Annotated in this window: 19 protein-coding genes and 1 pseudogene; 5 read left to right on the top strand and 15 right to left on the bottom strand. The window is 39.7% G+C overall.

Annotated features, from left to right (window positions below; genetic code table 11):
* Positions 1–11 precede the first annotated feature (11 nt).
* The 4 genes from HBN42_RS06385 to HBN42_RS06400 form a co-directional block, all read right to left on the bottom strand.
* A complete protein-coding gene (locus HBN42_RS06385; RefSeq protein WP_165994241.1) occupies positions 12–1,685 on the bottom strand; it encodes a formate--tetrahydrofolate ligase in 1,674 nt (557 codons plus the stop codon).
* A gap of 25 nt (positions 1,686–1,710) precedes the next feature.
* On the bottom strand, positions 1,711–2,337 hold the full coding sequence (locus HBN42_RS06390) for a cyclodeaminase/cyclohydrolase family protein (protein ID WP_165994242.1): 627 nt from the start codon (positions 2,335–2,337) through the stop codon (positions 1,711–1,713).
* Between the two features lie 16 nt (positions 2,338–2,353).
* Positions 2,354–3,253, bottom strand: coding sequence for a glutamate formimidoyltransferase (gene ftcD / locus HBN42_RS06395; RefSeq protein ID WP_165994243.1), 900 nt, complete (start codon positions 3,251–3,253; stop codon positions 2,354–2,356).
* A gap of 125 nt (positions 3,254–3,378) precedes the next feature.
* Entirely contained in the window at positions 3,379–5,409 is a 2,031-nt protein-coding gene (locus tag HBN42_RS06400; protein ID WP_165994244.1) for a urocanate hydratase, read from the bottom strand.
* A 203-nt stretch (positions 5,410–5,612) separates the two neighbouring features.
* Here HBN42_RS06400 and hutI point away from each other — a divergent pair, with 203 nt between their 5' ends.
* Entirely contained in the window at positions 5,613–6,881 is a 1,269-nt protein-coding gene (hutI, locus tag HBN42_RS06405) for an imidazolonepropionase (protein ID WP_165994245.1), read from the top strand.
* A 297-nt stretch (positions 6,882–7,178) separates the two neighbouring features.
* Here the strand turns inward: hutI and HBN42_RS06410 are convergent, their stop codons facing one another.
* The 3 genes from HBN42_RS06410 to HBN42_RS06420 all read right to left on the bottom strand — a co-directional run bounded on the left by HBN42_RS06410 (position 7,179) and on the right by HBN42_RS06420 (position 9,241).
* Entirely contained in the window at positions 7,179–7,373 is a 195-nt protein-coding gene (locus HBN42_RS06410; RefSeq protein ID WP_165994246.1) for a hypothetical protein, read from the bottom strand.
* 198 nt (positions 7,374–7,571) lie between these two features.
* Complete coding sequence (locus HBN42_RS06415; protein ID WP_165994247.1) at positions 7,572–7,826, bottom strand: hypothetical protein; 255 nt, start codon at positions 7,824–7,826, stop codon at positions 7,572–7,574.
* A 392-nt stretch (positions 7,827–8,218) separates the two neighbouring features.
* Positions 8,219–9,241, bottom strand: coding sequence for an ammonium transporter (locus HBN42_RS06420; RefSeq protein ID WP_165994248.1), 1,023 nt, complete (start codon positions 9,239–9,241; stop codon positions 8,219–8,221).
* Between the two features lie 102 nt (positions 9,242–9,343).
* Between HBN42_RS06420 and HBN42_RS06425 the strand changes: the two genes are divergently transcribed.
* Together HBN42_RS06425 and HBN42_RS06430 are read left to right on the top strand one after the other, a co-directional pair.
* Positions 9,344–10,471 carry an NAD(P)/FAD-dependent oxidoreductase gene (locus HBN42_RS06425; RefSeq protein WP_165994249.1) on the top strand — a complete coding sequence of 376 codons (1,128 nt, stop codon included), beginning with the start codon at positions 9,344–9,346 and terminating at the stop codon, positions 10,469–10,471.
* 56 nt (positions 10,472–10,527) lie between these two features.
* The gene (locus HBN42_RS06430; protein WP_165994250.1) at positions 10,528–10,668 is read left to right on the top strand and encodes a hypothetical protein; all 141 of its coding nucleotides are present in this window, start codon (positions 10,528–10,530) and stop codon (positions 10,666–10,668) included.
* A gap of 209 nt (positions 10,669–10,877) precedes the next feature.
* Here the strand turns inward: HBN42_RS06430 and HBN42_RS06435 are convergent.
* Both HBN42_RS06435 and HBN42_RS06440 read right to left on the bottom strand, forming a co-directional pair.
* Positions 10,878–11,228, bottom strand: a pseudogene (locus HBN42_RS06435) (peptide ABC transporter substrate-binding protein); the annotation flags it as partial.
* Between the two features lie 30 nt (positions 11,229–11,258).
* On the bottom strand, positions 11,259–11,471 hold the full coding sequence (locus HBN42_RS06440; RefSeq protein ID WP_165994251.1) for a YdbC family protein: 213 nt from the start codon (positions 11,469–11,471) through the stop codon (positions 11,259–11,261).
* 131 nt (positions 11,472–11,602) lie between these two features.
* Here HBN42_RS06440 and HBN42_RS06445 point away from each other — a divergent pair, with 131 nt between their 5' ends.
* Positions 11,603–11,920, top strand: coding sequence for a hypothetical protein (locus HBN42_RS06445; RefSeq protein WP_165994252.1), 318 nt, complete (start codon positions 11,603–11,605; stop codon positions 11,918–11,920).
* A gap of 37 nt (positions 11,921–11,957) precedes the next feature.
* Here HBN42_RS06445 and HBN42_RS06450 read toward each other — a convergent pair whose 3' ends face one another.
* Together HBN42_RS06450 and HBN42_RS06455 are read right to left on the bottom strand one after the other, a co-directional pair.
* The gene (locus HBN42_RS06450) at positions 11,958–13,253 is read right to left on the bottom strand and encodes a peptidase U32 family protein (RefSeq protein WP_165994253.1); all 1,296 of its coding nucleotides are present in this window, start codon (positions 13,251–13,253) and stop codon (positions 11,958–11,960) included.
* A gap of 99 nt (positions 13,254–13,352) precedes the next feature.
* Entirely contained in the window at positions 13,353–14,279 is a 927-nt protein-coding gene (locus tag HBN42_RS06455; RefSeq protein WP_165994254.1) for a peptidase U32 family protein, read from the bottom strand.
* A 154-nt stretch (positions 14,280–14,433) separates the two neighbouring features.
* On the opposite strand from HBN42_RS06455, the gene HBN42_RS06460 reads away from it, so the two are divergent.
* Positions 14,434–14,712 (top strand): DUF3270 domain-containing protein, encoded by a 279-nt coding sequence (locus HBN42_RS06460; protein WP_165994255.1) that lies wholly within the window; start codon positions 14,434–14,436, stop codon positions 14,710–14,712.
* 29 nt (positions 14,713–14,741) lie between these two features.
* On the opposite strand, the gene HBN42_RS06465 is transcribed toward HBN42_RS06460, so the two are convergent.
* Genes HBN42_RS06465 through hprK form a run of 4 tightly spaced genes read right to left on the bottom strand, consistent with a single transcriptional unit; the run spans position 14,742 to position 17,420 of the window.
* Positions 14,742–15,293 carry a YtxH domain-containing protein gene (locus tag HBN42_RS06465; protein WP_165994256.1) on the bottom strand — a complete coding sequence of 184 codons (552 nt, stop codon included), beginning with the start codon at positions 15,291–15,293 and terminating at the stop codon, positions 14,742–14,744.
* On the bottom strand, positions 15,290–15,694 hold the full coding sequence (locus HBN42_RS06470; protein WP_165994257.1) for a DUF948 domain-containing protein: 405 nt from the start codon (positions 15,692–15,694) through the stop codon (positions 15,290–15,292). Before HBN42_RS06470 ends, HBN42_RS06465 begins: the two co-directional genes overlap by 4 nt.
* Before the next feature lie 17 nt (positions 15,695–15,711).
* Positions 15,712–16,491, bottom strand: a complete 780-nt coding sequence (gene lgt, locus HBN42_RS06475; RefSeq protein WP_165994258.1) for a prolipoprotein diacylglyceryl transferase — start codon at positions 16,489–16,491, stop codon at positions 15,712–15,714.
* Positions 16,488–17,420 (bottom strand): HPr(Ser) kinase/phosphatase, encoded by a 933-nt coding sequence (gene hprK / locus HBN42_RS06480; RefSeq protein WP_165994259.1) that lies wholly within the window; start codon positions 17,418–17,420, stop codon positions 16,488–16,490. The genes lgt and hprK overlap by 4 nt, the downstream gene beginning before the upstream one ends.
* Between the last annotated feature and the right edge of the window lie 9 nt (positions 17,421–17,429).

Below are 17,429 nucleotides of genomic sequence, written 5' to 3' on the forward strand. Positions count from 1 at the left end.
AACTCAACTTTTTAGAATAGGCCACTGATATTGCCATCATCATCAATATCAATTTTTTCACTGGCTGGAACCTTTGGAAGCCCAGGCATAGTCATGACAGCACCAGTAAGAGCAACAATAAAGCCAGCTCCTGCAGAAACCTTTAAGTTTGAAATTTTAACAGTGAAATCCTTAGGTGCTCCAAGTTTCTTAGCATCATCTGAGAATGAATATTGGGTTTTAGCCATACAGATTGGATAGTTTCCAAATCCTAGTCTTTCTAGTTCCTTCATTTCTCTTTTAGCTGCTGGGGTTAAGCTAATGCCTTTACCTCCATAAACCTTGGTTACAATCTTATTCAGTTTTGTTTCAATGGAATCAGTTTCATCATAGACATAGCTGAAATGGTTTTCTTTTTCAGCTAAGTCTACGACTTTTTCAGCCAGCTCACTGCCACCTGCTCCGCCATTTGCCCAAACGTCAGAGATGACAACTTTAACTCCACGTTTTTCACAGGCATCATAAACAGCCTGTAATTCAGCTTCTGTGTCTAGTGGGAACTTATTAATAGCCACTACCACTGGTAGGCCATAGACTTCTTGGATATTTTCTAAGTGTTTATCTAGGTTTGGTAGGCCATCTATGACAGCCTCTATATTTTCTTCTGCTAGATCTGCTTTCAAGACACCACCATGCATCTTGAGGGCACGGATGGTAGCCACTAAGACAACTGCTGAAGGACGAAGGCCAGACAAGCGGCACTTGATATCAATAAATTTTTCTGCCCCCAAATCAGCTCCAAAGCCTGCTTCTGTCACGGCATAATCGGCGTATTTCAAGGCAAGCTTAGTAGCTAGAACACTGTTACAGCCATGGGCAATATTGGCAAAAGGACCGCCATGAATGATAGCTGGGGTGTGTTCTAAGGTTTGGACAAGGTTAGGATGGATGGCTTCCTTAAGTAGGGCAGCCATTGCACCAGCAGCCTTAAGATCACCTGCCGTTACAGGCTCACCTTGGAAATTATAACCAATGATAATTTTTTCCAGTCTGGCTTTGAGATCGGAGATGGATTCCGACAGACAAAGGATAGCCATAATTTCAGAAGCTACGGTGATATCATAGCCATCTTCACGTGGCACACCGTTGACCTTACCCTGTAGGCCGTCAACGATATGACGTAGTTGTCTATCATTCATATCAACGACACGTTTCCAGGTAATCCGACGAGAATCTATGCCTAAGCTATTTCCATGGTGGATATGATTATCTATCAAGGCAGCTAGGAGGTTGTTGGCAATGCCAATGGCATGGAAGTCTCCAGTGAAGTGTAAATTGATATCTTCCATGGGTACGACCTGTGCGTGGCCACCACCAGCAGCACCACCTTTGACACCAAAGACTGGTCCTAGGGAAGGCTCTCTTAGAGCAATGACTGCTTTTTTACCAATGTGTGATAAAGCATCTACCAAACCTACAGATGTGGTTGTTTTTCCTTCTCCAGCAGGTGTTGGTGAAATGGCAGTCACAAGAATCAGTTTGCCATCTTTGTGATCTTTTAGTTTGGTTAACTGCTTGGCATCTATTTTTGCCTTATACTTACCATAGAGGGTTAGAGCATCTTCTTCAATGCCAATTGATTCTGCCACTTCAGTAATTGGGCTCATCTCAACCGAATTTGCAATTTCTATATCTGATAGCACCATTTTTTCTCCTTTACTTTATAAGAACTTATAAACTTTTGAGTACTTCTTGGTAAATGTCATCAGCTAAACGACTACCTTCATATAATAGGCCTTGTCCATTTTGCTTGTAGTCATTAACGAATTGGCTATCTTTAATGCCTGCAAGATTAATTAAGACATTTAACCAAGCTCCTTGTAAACCTGCCTTTAGATTTAAGGCTGAAACGCCTAAATCACTGGCCGCATTAGTATTGGAATGTCCCACAGCTTCTTGAGTTACCTTAAGAGCTTGGACGATCTTTTCCATCATAGCATAGGGTGATTTGGTCGCTTCTTTTAGAGCCTTTTGCATGGCTTTGCGTCTTGCTGCCTTATCTTCGTCTGTTTCTTTTGGCATATCAAAGACTGCAGAAACCATATTGAAAGCTTCAGTATCCTTGTCAATGGCAGTTAAGAGGTCTGTTTGTAGAGCAGTTGATTCTTGATGAACCTTTGTAATCAATTCTTGATCGTCAGCATATTTCTTTTTTCCCAGGGTTAATTCACAGACCATCTTGGTTAGGGAAATACCATTGGCTGCTGAGAGCGCTGCTGCTGAACCTCCTCCTGGTGCCGGTGCGTCTGAACCTAGAACCTGTGCAAATTCATAGAGATTTAAATCGACTAATTTCATCTGAATCTAGTCCTTTCTAACCCAAAAGATGGTTTTCTAAAATTTGTTTATGGTAATCAAAGTCTTCAACTTGTAGATAGTATTCTGCCACGTCTACCAAGGCTTTGGCTGGGGCAAGTCCAATGATTTCTGAACCAATAATATTAACACCATAGCGGCGTGCCTCAAATTTAATGGTTTCAAAGGTACGGTAAAGAGAACATTTCTCAAAGTTGACCATATTCATTGAAACCTGAGCTATGTTACGGTCTTCAAGCATGAGGCCAATACCCTTACAGTATTTGTAGCCACCTGATGAGCCACGGATAATTTTTGCAATCTTCTTAGCCACTTCGACATTGTCTGTATCAAGGTTAACATTAAAGGCAACTAGGGGCATACGTGCACCTACTGCAGTGATACCAGCTGTTGGGTGGATCTTGCGTTCTCCAAAGTCCGGTGCCCAATCTTCTTCCAAGAGTTTTTCTGGCATGCCTTCAAATTGACCCTTACGAACCTTGGCAAGGTTTTGACGTTCTGGACGACTTGCTGAATCTTCATAAAGGAAAATTGGAATCTGTAGTTCATTGTTAATGCGTTCAGCAACTTTCTTAGAAATCTCAACACATTCTTTGGTATCAATATCTTTGATTGGAACAAAAGGTAAAACGTCTGTTGCCCCCATCCGTGGGTGTTCCCCCTGATGTTTGGTCATATCAATATGTTCACTAGCATATTTTACCAACTGAAAGGCAACTTCTTGAATGTTTACTTCATCCCCGACAAGGGTAAAGACACTACGGTTGTGATTGGCGTCTGATGAATAATCTAAGAGGGTTACACCTGGGACGCTCTTTGCAGTTTTCACCAAGCCTTCAATGACGTCTTGATTACGTCCTTCAGAAAAGTTGGGGATACATTCGACAATTTTTGACATTTTCTTCCTCCTTTGGTCAATGAAATGCATTATATTTTCATATAATCCTACTATTTATTAAGGTTTACTTTTTTGTAAGCAGACCAGGCTAGAGGACTCCGTGGAGTCCTACTAGCTGCTTTTTACTACTTAAATAAATCGGCTACTGCTTCTTTGATGAGGTCTTCATCTGTTAGATATGGGATGGTAATGTGATCTGTACCTTCACGTAATTTGTTATACTCAATGGCTGTTTCAATGGCATTGTCATTACGAGCCCAGTTACGTCTTGCTACACCACCCATGGTATCCCAGGCAATAGCTGACTTGATAATTTCGTCTATTCTTTCACTTCCATCAAGCACCAAGCCAAAGCCACCATTAATGGCCTTACCAATACCAGTACCACCACCATTATGAAGGGCTACAAGGCTCATACCACGAGCTGCATTACCTGCATAACATTGGACAGCCATATCTGCACAGACATTTGAACCATCCTTGATATTTGAGGTTTCACGGAATGGTGAATCAGTACCTGATACGTCATGGTGGTCACGACCAATCATGACAGGACCAATCTTGCCTTGGCGAATGAGTTCGTTAAATTTAAGGGCAATATTAACACGGCCCATGCAGTCTTGATATAAAATACGAGCCTCTGTTCCCACAACTAGTTGATTCTTTTCAGCATCGCGGATCCAATTGTAATTGTCACGATCTTGGTAACGGCGTTCAGGATCAATAGCCTCCATAGCGGCGTGGTCTGTTGCGACCAAGTCCTCATGCTTACCACTCAAGCAGACCCAACGGAAAGGTCCATAACCATAGTCAAAGAGCATTGGACCCATGATATCTTCAACGTAGGAAGGCCAGATAAAGCCGTCCTTATCATCGTAACCATTTCTTGAAATTTCTTTAACCCCTGAGTCAAAGACTGATTTCATAAAGGCATTACCATAGTCAAAGAAATAGGTACCATTGTTTGTTAATGCTTTAATGGCTTTGAAATGACGTTCTAAGGTTTTATCCACTAGTTGGACAAATTTTTCCTTATCCTCAGCTAAGAGACGGGTTCTTTCTTCAAAGCTAATATCTACTGGGCAATAGCCGCCACTGTAGACATTGTGACAGGAGGTTTGGTCTGATAACAAGTCCACATGAATGTTATGGTCATTGACATATTCTAACAAGTCAACGATGTTACCATGGTAAGCAATAGATGTAGATTCTTTCGCTTCCTTAGCTTTTTGAGCTAGGCTAAGAGCTTCTTCTGCAGATTCAGCAACCTGACTAATCCAGCCTTGAGAGTGGCGAGTTTCAATGCGGGATGCATCAACTTCTGCAATAATGGCAACTGCCTTAGCAATTTCAGCAGCCTTCCCTTGTGCTCCACTCATGCCTCCAAGACCTGAAGAAATAAATAATTTACCAGTCAAGTCACCATCATCTGGAACACCTAATTTTAGGCGACCTGCATTGAGCAAGGTATTAAATGTACCATGGACGATACCTTGAGGACCTATGTACATCCAACCACCAGCAGTCATCTGTCCATAGTTGGTAACACCCATTTCTTCAGCAATTTCCCAATCTTTCATGTTGTCATATTCACCAACTAAGAGACCATTGGTAATGATAACACGGGGTGCTTCTGGTTTGGATTTAAAGAGACCTAGGGGATGTCCTGACTCAACTACTAGGGTTTGGTTTTCAGTCATCACTTCTAAGTATTTTTTGATCAAGTTGTACTGCATCCAGTTGGCACAAACTGAACCTGTTTCTCCATAGGTCACCAATTCATAGGGATAAAGGGCAATTTCAAAAGAAAGGTTATTATCGATCATAACTTGCATGGCCTTAGCTGCTGTGCAATTTCCCTTATAATCATCAATGGGTTTGCCATAGATTCTTTCTTTAGGACGCCATCTGTAGCCGTAAATCCGGCCTCGGGTTTTTAATTCTTCAAGAAATTCTGGAATAACTTCTTTGTGGAATTTTTTTGGAATATAACGAAGGGCGTTTTTTAGTGCTGTTTCAGTTTGTTCTTGACTTAAACGAAAACCTCTATCAGGTGCTCGACGGATGCCTTCCTGAAAAACTGTTTTTTCAGGCAAAACATCATCCAGTTTAACAGTCATTGCTGCTGAAATATCAGCTTCACTGTAGTGTGTCATAGAAAGCCTCCTAAATTTTCATCACAAGGATGTTTTATTTTTAAACCTAGTGTAAAAAAGCCCCGTCGATAATCTGTCTAGTTTTCTATTAAATGACCGATTTTTTTAAAATAAAGTAGTTTTTTTATTTTTTGACCAAAATTAGACGTTTTTTTACTAGTATTTAGATGTATTTTATATAATATAGTATAAGGAGAAAAATTATGACGGCTGATTTATTATTGGTTCACTTCAACCAAATATTTTGTCCCAAGGATTTGGGACACCCACTCTATGGTGAGGAAATGAAGAAAGCTGAGATCATTGAAGATGGTTATATAGCCATCAAAGATGGGAAAATCTTAGCAGTCGGTAGTGGCCAACCTGATGCCAAGCTGATGGGACCTCGTACCAAGGTCATCTCCTATGAAGGGAAAATAGCGACCCCAGGTTTAATTGATTGCCATACCCATTTGGTCTACGGGGGCAGTCGTGAGCATGAATTTGCTAAAAAGTTAGCCGGAGTTCCTTATCTTGATATCCTAGCCCAAGGCGGTGGGATCTTAAGTACTGTAAGGGCGACACGCCAAGCTTCTTTTGACAATCTATATGACAAATCTAAAAAACTCTTAGATTATATGCTTCTTCATGGGGTAACCACTGTGGAGGCTAAAAGTGGCTATGGTCTTGATTGGGAAACAGAAAAACGGCAGCTAGAAGTCATCAAAAAATTAGATGCTGATCATCTGGTTGATCTTATTTCTACTTTTATGGCAGCTCACGCTGTCCCTAGTGAATACAAGGGCAAATCTCAGGAATACCTAGACCTGATTATCAATGAGATGCTGCCAAAAGTAAAGGAAGAAAATTTAGCAGAATTTTGTGATATCTTCTGTGAGAAGGGCGTCTTCACCGCAGAAGAGTCCTATGAGCTCTTGTCTAAGGCAAAAGAGCTAGGCTTTAAATTACGGATTCATGCTGATGAGATTGAATCTATTGGTGGTGTTGATGTGGCCGCAGATCTAGGAGCAGTCAGTGCCGAACATCTGATGATGATTACAGATCATGGCATTGAAAGATTAAAAGAGGCCAAGGTTATTGGCAACCTCTTGCCAGCCACAACCTTTAGCCTAATGGAAGATACCTATGCCCCTGCTAAGAAGATGATTGAAGCAGGCATGGCCATTACTCTAGCAACAGATAGTAACCCAGGATCTTGTCCGACAGCCAACCTGCAATTCATTATGCAACTCGGCTGCTTTATGATGAAACTAAGCCCTGTTGAGGTCCTAAATGCAGTGACTATCAATGCTGCCTACTCTGTTCAACGCCAGCAAGAAGTGGGTAGTTTTGACCCAGGAAAAAAGGCTGATATTGCTATCTTTGACGCGGCAAATTGCGACTTCCCCTTCTATTTCTTTGCTACCAACCTCATTGATCAGGTTTACAAATCAGGACGATTGGTCGTTGATCAAGGCCGGATAAAAAACTAAAAAAGGAAGACCAGCCCTAAGATAGGCCAACTTCCTCTAAGATAAGATAACAAAAGCGCCCTCAGTACAGAGAGAGCGCTTTTTGCTTAAAGAGAAAGGAATTAGCTGAGACAAGCATTTATTCTTACTCTTTATCATTGACAATAATTAATCTAGGACTAAAAGTCCTTTTTAAATAGGATATAAACTTAGGAGAATAGAAAGAACTTCTTTATTTATATGGGGGATAAATAGTGAGAAAAGGGGAAAGTTAGATTAGGATGTTATTTTTTTAATAACCCTCATAACCTTCTAATTTCAAATAACAATTATAACTATCTCAAAACCATTTCCATAACCTTGGTCGTAAGCAATTCTTTCATTATTATTCTTTTCTAAGCCTCCACCATGATATTTTTCTCCTGGCTTATCGGCAGGTTCACCCCTATAGCGTTCTCTACTCTTATGAGCAGCTCCATCTGTTTTTCCATCTTTCTTCCCTTGTCTAAACAATTCTTCTGGTGTTCTTGTATGAAATGGTTTGTCAATATCTTCTTCCTCTTCGCCCTCAGTTAGCCCATTTTTATCTTTATCCTTTTTATCTTTTTCTTCTTTTTCTTTTCTGTCTCGTTCCTCTTCGGTTGTATCTCCTCCTGGTTGGTCACCTTGAGGACGCTCATAGTCTGAGGGTTCCCCTAGAATTTCTTCATTCTATGAGTGATCTCCTTGAAGAGACTCGTCATCCTCTTTTATTTCCGGTATGTCTTGTTTTGGACCATTGTCTTCTTTATTTATGTGTTCTCCTGGTGGAACAGGGTCTGTCCCTAGTGGATAGGTTACCTTATTAGGATCTTGACCTAGTGGGTAGGGGCTAGCTCCTGGTGGGTAAGTGATTCCACCTTGTGTTGTTGTATTTGCTGAAACAGAAGTGCCTCCTGCTAGCAACCCAAGCGTTACAGCTCCCATATAGAGTCATTGTTTACCTGATTTCCATGTTCTAAAATGTCCTTTAGAAAGTTTCATGTTTTGTTTTTCCTCCATTCTTGTTGGACCTAACCTTAACTGGTTAAATCGCCAAGAACCACTATATATACAGCCAATACTTTTCTCTAATCTTATTAACCTTTTACTTTAATATGATTGATAAATGTGATTGGCAAAAAAAGTGATAGAATTGAGGTTAAATGAAAATAAGCTTTTATGGTTTTTCAGTTTTTTCCAAACAGTCCTGTCAGAAAGCTTAATAAAGTCTTCTTTCATATACTTTTGTCAGATTTTTTAATTATAGTATCTAACTTTCATAAGTCTTTTAGACAAAAGAGCTTTAACTAAAAAATAGGCCACCAAGGGCCTATCACTTATTTCCTTAAGATAACTCTTCCCAGTAAGCTGGTAACAGTTAGTGACAAGAAGATGGTTAGGCAGATGGCAAGTAGCTGTACAGGCAGTTCTTTAAAGAATATGAGCCCTGTTCCCAAGCTCCCCAAGCAGCCACCAAGGCCATTCATGGCAAAGGAATCAACCACATCATCAATATCTGGCCATTTCCTAGCTACAAAGAGGGATAGCAGATAGGTTAAGAGACTGGCCAAAAAGGTCAGGATTAGCATCTGGTAGCTATTGACGTAGCCAACAGCTGAGGTGCTGGTCACTAGACCAACCACCATGCCATTTAGGAGTTTAGAGGCGGATTTCCTTTTGTAGAGCAGATAATCAGCTAGGGTCCAAGCAATGGCACCAGAGATAATAGCTAAGAGAGTATTTAAGAGAACCTGTCCTGCTGCCTGATTTAGTACTCCTACAGGTCCAGCATTAAAGCCAAACCAGCCGCTGGTCACAAAGATCATACCAATAAAGGTCCACTCGTCTCTTTCTTCTTTATGCTGATGGGGTGTTCCTCCTATATAATAGGCTAAAAGGTAACTGGATAGGCCAGCTGACAGATGGACGACCATGCCACCAGAAAAATCTTTGACGCCCAGCTCATATAAAAAGCCATGAGGATTCCAGATCAGATAAGCCAAGGGACAGTAGACAAATAGGATCCAAAGGCTAACAGTGAGCATTAACTTCTTGGTCTGTACCCGATCAATGATGGAGCCTATTAACATCTGCACAGCATATAGACAAAAGCACAACTGAAAAAGAAATGAGAGTATTTCTTCCAGACTGAGTTCTTTAGGGCTAAAGGACCAGAAGAGATTGTCCTTAAAGCTGATACCATAGCCCCCTATATACCAGATCAGAGAGGTTATCAGGGCAGAATATACAAATTGAAAGATGATATGAGAGCTGAGTTTTTTATCCAAAGCGCCAAAGTAAAAACAGCAGAGGCCAAAGATCATCAGCCACATAAACAGTATGCATAATAATAAAAACAAGGTTAGTCCTTCCTTTACAAAGATTAGTCCATTTGTTACACTAATATAGTTAACTGGTTAAGTATATTACCCTAAAGATTTATAATTGTCAAGGAGGATAAGATGAAACATTATAAACTCATGATTATTGGTGCAGGTGCTTCTGGCATTGGCTTTGGTGTTGCACTAAAGAGATTAAAGATAGATGACTTTTTGATTGTGGAAAAAGGTTTTATTGGCGACAGCTTCTTAAAATGGCCAAAGACGACTCATTTTATCACGCCTTCTTTTACCAGTAATGGCTTTGGCTTTCCCGACTTAAATGCCATTGCTCCTGATACTTCACCAGCTTTTTCTTTTGAGAAAGAGCACCTCAGTGGTAAGGAGTACGCAGAGTATCTGCAAATGGTCGCAGCTCACTATCAATTACCTATTTCTCTTAATACCAAGGTCAGCCAGATCCAAAAGGAAAATGGACGCTTTATCATCACTAGTGATAGGGAAAGCTACTCTTCAGACTATCTGATTATGGCCTGCGGAGAATTTCAGTTGCCCAATAAATCTAACATTGAAGGGGCTGAATTGGCCATGCATTATGGTGAGATTGAAAGCTTCCATGTGAAGTCTGAAGATCCCTTTATTGTCATTGGAGGAAATGAAAGTGGCTGTGATGCACTGACACACCTGGCCTATCTCGGAAATGAGGTCCACCTTTTCACTGATAGATTTGGTGATAAAGAAACAAATCCTGATCCTAGTATTTCTCTCTCGCCCATCACTAAAGAGAGGCTTAAGCATATTAGAGAAAATAAAGCCTACAAGGTTCATATTCATGAAAAGAAAAAAGTCAAAAAAATTGAGAAAGTTAAGGATGCCTATCAGCTTAGTTTTGAAGATGGCAGCTATGCCAAAACCAAGCATAAGCCTATTTTGGCAACAGGCTTTTTAAATAGCAGTCGGCTGATTTCGGGAAGTCCCTTGTTTGACTATGATGCTAATGGTCTACCCCAGGTCACCCCAGATGATGAATCAACCCTTATGGAGAACTGTTTTTTGATTGGACCAAGCTTAAGGCAAGAAGACACGATTTTCTGCTACATTTATAAGTTCCGTCAACGTTTTGTACCCATCATTTGTCACATTGCAGAGCGAGAAAAGATAGCACTTGATCAAGACGAAATTGATTTTTATAAGGCTAATCAGATGTTTCTAGAAGACCTCAGTTGCTGCCAGGTTAATTGTGATTGTTAGAGTTTCCCCTCTATTTTATGTTACAATAGTTAGAGTAAGTAAAATAGGAGACTTATATGAAAAAGGAATATATATCTTATCTATCAGCAGCTATTTTTATCCTTTATGCCTTGTTTAGCCATAAGCTTATTTTCCTGGCCTTTGGTATGATTTTAGTCATCATCGGAATAGCTGACCGTATTAGAAACAAAAAATAAGTCCGCTGAAAAGAACCGCTTATAATGGACAGTATAAAAAAGAAAGTTATACTGTTCTTATAAGGAGGTTCTTTTTCTATGGCTAAAAAAGGAAGTCGGTTTCAACGTTATACATATGAATTTAAACGTCAAGTTGTTGAAGATTATCTGAGTGGGCAAAGTGGAGGTATGCCTGCAGTAGTTAAAAAATATGGGCTAAAATCTACCTATCAGATTAGTGCATGGGTAAAATCAACATCCAAGCCGGTTGAATTTCTTACAAGTCCCTTGATAGCTGACTTTTGTAAGCCTTCATTTGCAAGACTGTATAGGGGACTATAGTGTGCCCCTTCATAGAGTGCTTTTTCTGCGGCCTTGTAGTCATCAGCGGCAGCATCCTTATCCAAGGCATCTACTGACAAAGCTTTCTGATAGGCCTGATCATAGTCAGGGTTAGAAACCTTACCATAGTTGTAGTTGGAATTACTATTAAATAAGCCATAGAAGGGTGAACCTTCTGGGTAATCACCACCCCAGCTCACAAAAGCTATTTCGAAGTTTTGATTGCTGGTGTCTTTCATTGGATAAAATAAACACCCCTTAAGGAATGTTTATTTTTTCAGTTCTTCTACTAAGAGCTTAAACTCTTCATTGGTAAAGGTGATTCCTTTTCCCATCTTGCTATGGTCTGGACTCCAGGTTCTAATGTCCCATTTGGCCTCTGCCCCATTAAAGGAAACTCTGTTCAATTCTTTTGTCCACCCCTTCTCACTTTCAGAAAGGGTGATCAGGTGTTCTTCTATTTTAAAGTTAAATTCTGACATATGCTTGCCTCCTATCTTATTATTCGAAAATAAGAATAATTTTTTTATTTTAACTGTATTTTCTTTAAAATTTATCCCTTTTAGGGTAAAATACTATAAAACTATTGTAACAATTTATAAGGAAAATGGCTATGAAATCACTTTTAAAACTAATAAGGTCATCTCTTTATGACTTTGTAGAGAAAAAACCTCAGCAAAAACAAAATATCTGTCTGAAATCAAACCAAATCATTTCCACTATCATGGATTCTCAAAAAAAGCAGATTCCCGTTCATGTCATTTATCAGGCCAAACATTTTACTGGTGATATTGTCAAATATGACAAGGATAAGGGGCAGGTCTTTTTGAAAAATTTTCAAAAAAACTTAACAGCCATCATTGCCTTATCTGACATTGACAAGGTAAGCCTTGTTCCAAGCACTGTTAAAGACAGTCAACTTAAGCACTAATAAGAATCTCCTGACTTGTGGTCAGGAGAATTTTTTATTATGCTTTTGCTCTGACGGTTTGACTCCTACCATCCTTTTTATAGAGATTAACCAGGCCTTCCTTATTAGCCCTAATCATATCACCAGGCTTGACAGCTTTTGGTAGTTTGATTGTTAATAGGGCCATTGGATTTGGAGCACGGTCAATCTTTTGGCCTTCTGAATCATGCAAATCTTTAACAACTGTTTCAAAATGCCTAAAGCCAGGTCCATAAAATTCAATTTTATCACCTTCTTGGATGACATTGCGTTGACGTATGGTGGCAGTCATGCTGTCCGGGTCAAATGCAAGAACCTCACCAACAAACTTAAATTGTGGTATTTTGCGGCGTGCTCCAAAGAGTTGCTCATTCTCAGTAGGTGTACCATAATAAAAACCTGTAGCCAGCTCACGCTGAGCAACCTTCCAAAGCTCGTCTATTAATTCCTCTTTAATGGCATAGAATTTTTCAGGACTTTCCATATAGGCATCAACTGCGGCCTTGTAGCAGTTGGTCACGGTGGAAACATAATGAATGGACTTCATCCGCCCTTCAATTTTCAAACTGTCTACGCCGTTTTCAATGAGGTCAGGAATATGCTCCAACATACACATATCCACTGAGGACATGGAATACTCCTCTGGAATTTCTCCTTTTAGAGATCGACGCTCAGAACCAAAGGGAAGGTCATAGAGATCATATTTCCATCTGCAAGACTGTGAACAGCCCCCACGGTTGGCATCCCTATGGCTCATGTGGTTTGAAAGGACACAGCGGCCAGAATAAGAAATACACATGGCACCATGAACAAAGGCCTCAATTTCCATTTCTGTACGCTTACGGATTTCAGCTAGTTCAGCCATATTAACTTCACGAGCAAGGACAACCCGGGTTAGTCCCATCTCTTTCCAAAATTCAAAGGTTTCATAATTGGTTGAAGAGGCCTGGGTAGATAAGTGAATTTCCAAGCCTGGAGCTTCTTCTGAACAAATCACGATCAAGGCTGGGTCAGAAATAATAACAGCATCCAGTCCCATGTCTCGTAATTGTCGGAACCACTCTCCTGCTCCAACTTCATTTCCTTCATGCGTTACCATGTTGGCTGCAACATAAACCTTGGCATCTCTTGCATGGGCATAGTCGATACCTTCTTGCAGTTCTTCCATTGAGAAGTTCCCAGCTCGACTACGCAAGCCATAGGCCTGACCGCCTACAAAAACAGCATCTGCGCCATAATCAATGGCAACTTTTAATTTTTCTAGGGTCCCAGCTGGTGATAAAACCTCTGGTCGTTTTTTTATCTTTTCTGTCATTTAAACTATTCCTTAACCTAAAGGGGAGAAGCTACCCCTACTTTTTTACTGAGACTGATCTTTATCCCCTTTAGAGTAACCTAAAGGGGTCATCAGTTCTTATTTGACTGTTGCAGGATCAAATTCATAGAAACCTGTATCTAAACCTCTGGTCTTAGGGTGTAAGTGCTGCAGAGCTAAATCCAGTTCTTCTGCTTTTTCTGCTGTCCATTGCCCCTTTTCCAAGAGCTCTTTTGCCTGAACAAATAAAGAACAGATAGATACAAAAGACTGTCCTGGACAATAGATACCATCCAGCTTCCAGTTCCTAAGTTGGTGATCAAAAAGCTCAGCTAATTTTGGCATCATATCAATATCATTGTTGATGAAGATATGGGTTCCGTGCTTGTCCTGATAGATAGAATAATGGCTGTCAGGATCACCAGGCTCAGCTAGAAAGAGGCCTCTTTCTCTTGTTGTTTCATCTTCAATATGTGTAAAATGATAGTAATTATCTAACAATGGTCTTTTAGAATGGTGGATAACAGAAGCACCATAAACTAAAACCTCTGTTGGGTATTGGCTATTCTCAGCTAAAAGAAAGAGTTCTTCTGATGGGATTTCTCTTGCTAGAACTGTTTCGACTGCCCCTTGTTTTCCCCAGAAGTTAACCTGTCTACTTGAGGTTACAAATACAGAGGTATCATAGATCAGCTTGAAATTATAGCCATCTCTTTTATTAAGATAAAAAAGCCCTGCATCACCAACAACTAGGTAATCCACTTGAATATTCTTTAAAAAGTCCAAATAGGGCTTAATCTGATCCATCATATCTTGATGCATCAAGGCATTACAGGCAATGCTTAATTCTTTTCCTGCTTGATGAACAAGATCTGCAATCTGTCTTAATTCCTCATAAGAAAAATTATGGGGTAGACGTAACCCATAATTCTCTTCTCCAACATATATTCGGTCGACACCAATTGCTAAAAGTTCTTTAACTTGTTCAATACTTTCAGCAGTGGCAGTTATAATTATTTTTTCCATATAAGGTTCATTATAACAAATTTTCACTAAATTGTGAGCATATTTCTTGTCCTGTGGAGCATTTTATGCTTTTTTAAAAAAATTTCAAAAAAGAATGACAAAAAGGTAATTTTATGTTAAAATGACTAAGTATCTCAAGGGAAAGGAGAGGACCATGTCAAATCAGTTGAAAAAGCATCAAGAATTTGAAGAGTCACAGATTGATCAAGAACCCAAATTTCATGATTTTCAAGAAATACACAATCAAAGTGCCAAGTTAGAAGAACTCTTTTTCTTTGCACGTATTGCTATTTTCAGTCTGATCACAGTACTATTTGCTTTTGTCCTTCTCTCCTTAAATTTATCTCCATTATGGGCTTTCTTATTCTCAAGTTTGTTAAGCTTTGGAGTGACTTTTTTCCTATCAAAGACAATAAAAACATTTCTATCATAAAAAGTTCTGGTTTGAACCAGAACTTTTTATTATTTATGCTCTGAATCCAAGGCTTCAGAAGCCAAGTCTACTTTCTCTTCTATTTCTTCAGAGCTGATCTTGCTATCACTAAATTGTTCACTTCGTGCGTCAAGTTTGGTACTTGGATGCACTTCTTTATTATCAAACTGGCTTTGACCTGATTTGAGTTCTGTGTAATCAATAATGATATCATCTTCTGTCAAATTAATATCGACATCAGAATCACTAGTGTCTGAAGCTTCATTTTCGGTGAAGGCTTGGCCTGCCTTTTGGACAAATTGGTTGGCTTTTTCTTTAACTGTTTCAAAAACCTGTTCTGGCGTTAATTCTCCAGTTTCAAACTTATGCTTGTAGTCATAGAAGGTATCCTTGGCAAGGTTACTGTATTCATAACCCTTATCTTTGGCCATTTGGTGGTATTCTTCAGGATTTTCCTTATAGGCTTCATAGGCCTTTTCCACCTTAGCCTTTACTTTTTTACCTTTTTCAGTGTTTAAAAAGTAAGCTGTTGCCACACCAGTTGCAGTACCAATAATTAATGATCTAAAAAAGTTTTTCATGATTTTTCTCCTTTTCTTCCAAATACCTTAGAAGCCACTTTTCCAATTATGGCTGCTTTGCTAGCCTTTGAAACATTACTTGTTGCACTACTTGCACGTTTGCCGAAATGTCTGGCATGAGTATTTAAATCTGACACACTTTCAGATAGATCAGCGATGGCAACAAACAATGGATCAATTGTTGATACCTTACCATTAATGTCTTCAACTAAAACATTTGCTTTAGCCAGAATTTCATTTGTTTGGTAAAGGGTAACATTGACGTCACTGGTTAAGACTGTAATGGTCTTTTTCGTTTCATCAATAGTCTCAGAAACTTTTTTCAAAACAAGAATCAAAAAAATAACCAATGCTACAAATGCCAATGCTATAATAATCAACGCAATACCTACTAAATCCATATAAGCCTCCTTTTTCCTTACCTTTGGTAATAGGGTGTATCCTTTTTTTGTCGTCTAATAATGATAAATGCAAGGCCAAAAACTATCAAAATAAGAGATAGGATCTGGGACACGCGCATTCCATAAAACATGAGGCTGTCTGTCCTCATACCTTCAATAATGAACCTGCCAAAGCCATACCAAATCAGATAAAATGCTGCCACTTCACCATCTTTTAGTAGCCTTGGTTTTCTCCTTAAAATGAGGATCAAAACAAAACCAACGAGGTTCCATACTGACTCATATAAAAAAGTGGGTATCCGATAGGAGCCTTGAATATACATCTGCCTTCGTATAAAGGCTGGTAAATAATCAAGATTGCTGACTGCTCTGCCATAGGCTTCCTGATTAACAAAATTGCCCCACCTTCCAATGGCTTGAGCTACCAAAACGCCTGGCGCTGCAATATCTAAAAAGTGGATGGGGTTGAGGGCTCGATAGTAAGAAAATACAAATAAAACAAGAGCTCCCGTTAAAAGTCCACCATAGATTGCTATGCCACCGTTCCAAACAGCAATGATTTCATCCAGATGTTGGGAATAATAAGACCATTCAAAAAGGACGTAATAGAGTCTGGCGCCCAGAATGGCCAGTGGAAAAGCAATGAGTATAAAGTCAATGATATCATCACTGGTCATATTTTTTCTTGGAGCTTCCTTACAAGCTAAGTAGACTGCCAAGATCAAGCCGGTCATGATACAAAGAGCATACCAACGGACAGCAAAGGGGCCAATTCGAAATGCTACAGAATCAATCATTGGCTTTCCTCGTTTTTACTAATCAATTTTGTCAGACGGTCTTCAAATCTTTTGGTTGCATCAAAGCCCATCTGTTTTGCCCGGTAGTTCATAGCAGCTGCTTCTATGACGACTGAGACATTTCGACCAGTTTTAACGGGGATTCTGATGCGTGGTATTTTAACACCAGCAAAATCCACGTCCTCATTGCCATTACCTAGACGATCAAAAACCTTATCAGCTTCGAAGTTTTCAAGGTAGATAGCCAACTGCACTTGGGAAGAATCTTTTACTGCGCTAGCCCCATATAAAGACATAACATCAATGATACCGACACCTCTAATTTCCAGAAGGTGTCTAAGGATCTCTGCAGGTTCACCCCAAAGTGTTTCTTCATCCTTGGCATAGATGTCAACACGGTCATCTGCCACCAAACGGTGTCCTCTTTTGACCAATTCTAAACCTGTTTCACTTTTACCAATGCCAGAATCTCCCTGGATTAAAACTCCCATGCCATAGATATCCATTAGAACGCCGTGTACACTGGTTCTTTCAGCTAAGGAAGCATCTAAAAAATAAGATATCTCACCAGATAGGCGACTGGTTGAAGCCTTACTACGAAGGAGGGCAATTCCCTCTTCTTTTGCAGCCTTGAGCATCTCTTCTGGTATGGGGAGATCTCTGGAAACAATTACAGCTGGGGTATCATTTTTAAACATTTCTCTTAAAACAGAGTAACGGTTATGCGAGGTCATCTTTGTCAGATAAGACCACTCTTTCATCCCAAACAATTGAATACGCTCTGGTGAGTAGTAATCAAAATAGCCTGTCATTTCTAAGCCTGGACGGGAAATATCTGATGTGGCTATCACTTTGTTGAGTAGATCATCGGTAGCAAAAACAACATCCAATTTGACCTTATCAACTAACTTTTTTACGGTAACAGTCATATATACTCC

This window comes from Streptococcus catagoni (assembly GCF_011421425.1).
Classification (GTDB): Bacteria; Bacillota; Bacilli; order Lactobacillales; family Streptococcaceae; genus Streptococcus; species Streptococcus catagoni.

Bases quoted from the DNA above. Each gene is read 5' to 3' on its own strand.
- HBN42_RS06385 (WP_165994241.1), bottom strand. From the start codon at position 1,685: ATGGTGCTATCAGATATAGAAATTGCAAATTCGGTTGAGATGAGCCCA.
- HBN42_RS06390 (WP_165994242.1), bottom strand. From the start codon at position 2,337: ATGAAATTAGTCGATTTAAATCTCTATGAATTTGCACAGGTTCTAGGT.
- ftcD (WP_165994243.1), bottom strand. From the start codon at position 3,253: ATGTCAAAAATTGTCGAATGTATCCCCAACTTTTCTGAAGGACGTAAT.
- HBN42_RS06400 (WP_165994244.1), bottom strand. From the start codon at position 5,409: ATGACACACTACAGTGAAGCTGATATTTCAGCAGCAATGACTGTTAAA.
- hutI (WP_165994245.1), top strand. From the start codon at position 5,613: ATGACGGCTGATTTATTATTGGTTCACTTCAACCAAATATTTTGTCCC.
- HBN42_RS06415 (WP_165994247.1), bottom strand. From the start codon at position 7,826: ATGGGAGCTGTAACGCTTGGGTTGCTAGCAGGAGGCACTTCTGTTTCA.
- HBN42_RS06425 (WP_165994249.1), top strand. From the start codon at position 9,344: ATGAAACATTATAAACTCATGATTATTGGTGCAGGTGCTTCTGGCATT.
- HBN42_RS06430 (WP_165994250.1), top strand. From the start codon at position 10,528: ATGAAAAAGGAATATATATCTTATCTATCAGCAGCTATTTTTATCCTT.
- HBN42_RS06440 (WP_165994251.1), bottom strand. From the start codon at position 11,471: ATGTCAGAATTTAACTTTAAAATAGAAGAACACCTGATCACCCTTTCT.
- HBN42_RS06445 (WP_165994252.1), top strand. From the start codon at position 11,603: ATGAAATCACTTTTAAAACTAATAAGGTCATCTCTTTATGACTTTGTA.
- HBN42_RS06450 (WP_165994253.1), bottom strand. From the start codon at position 13,253: ATGACAGAAAAGATAAAAAAACGACCAGAGGTTTTATCACCAGCTGGG.
- HBN42_RS06455 (WP_165994254.1), bottom strand. From the start codon at position 14,279: ATGGAAAAAATAATTATAACTGCCACTGCTGAAAGTATTGAACAAGTT.
- HBN42_RS06460 (WP_165994255.1), top strand. From the start codon at position 14,434: ATGTCAAATCAGTTGAAAAAGCATCAAGAATTTGAAGAGTCACAGATT.
- HBN42_RS06465 (WP_165994256.1), bottom strand. From the start codon at position 15,293: ATGAAAAACTTTTTTAGATCATTAATTATTGGTACTGCAACTGGTGTG.
- HBN42_RS06470 (WP_165994257.1), bottom strand. From the start codon at position 15,694: ATGGATTTAGTAGGTATTGCGTTGATTATTATAGCATTGGCATTTGTA.
- lgt (WP_165994258.1), bottom strand. From the start codon at position 16,491: ATGATTGATTCTGTAGCATTTCGAATTGGCCCCTTTGCTGTCCGTTGG.
- hprK (WP_165994259.1), bottom strand. From the start codon at position 17,420: ATGACTGTTACCGTAAAAAAGTTAGTTGATAAGGTCAAATTGGATGTT.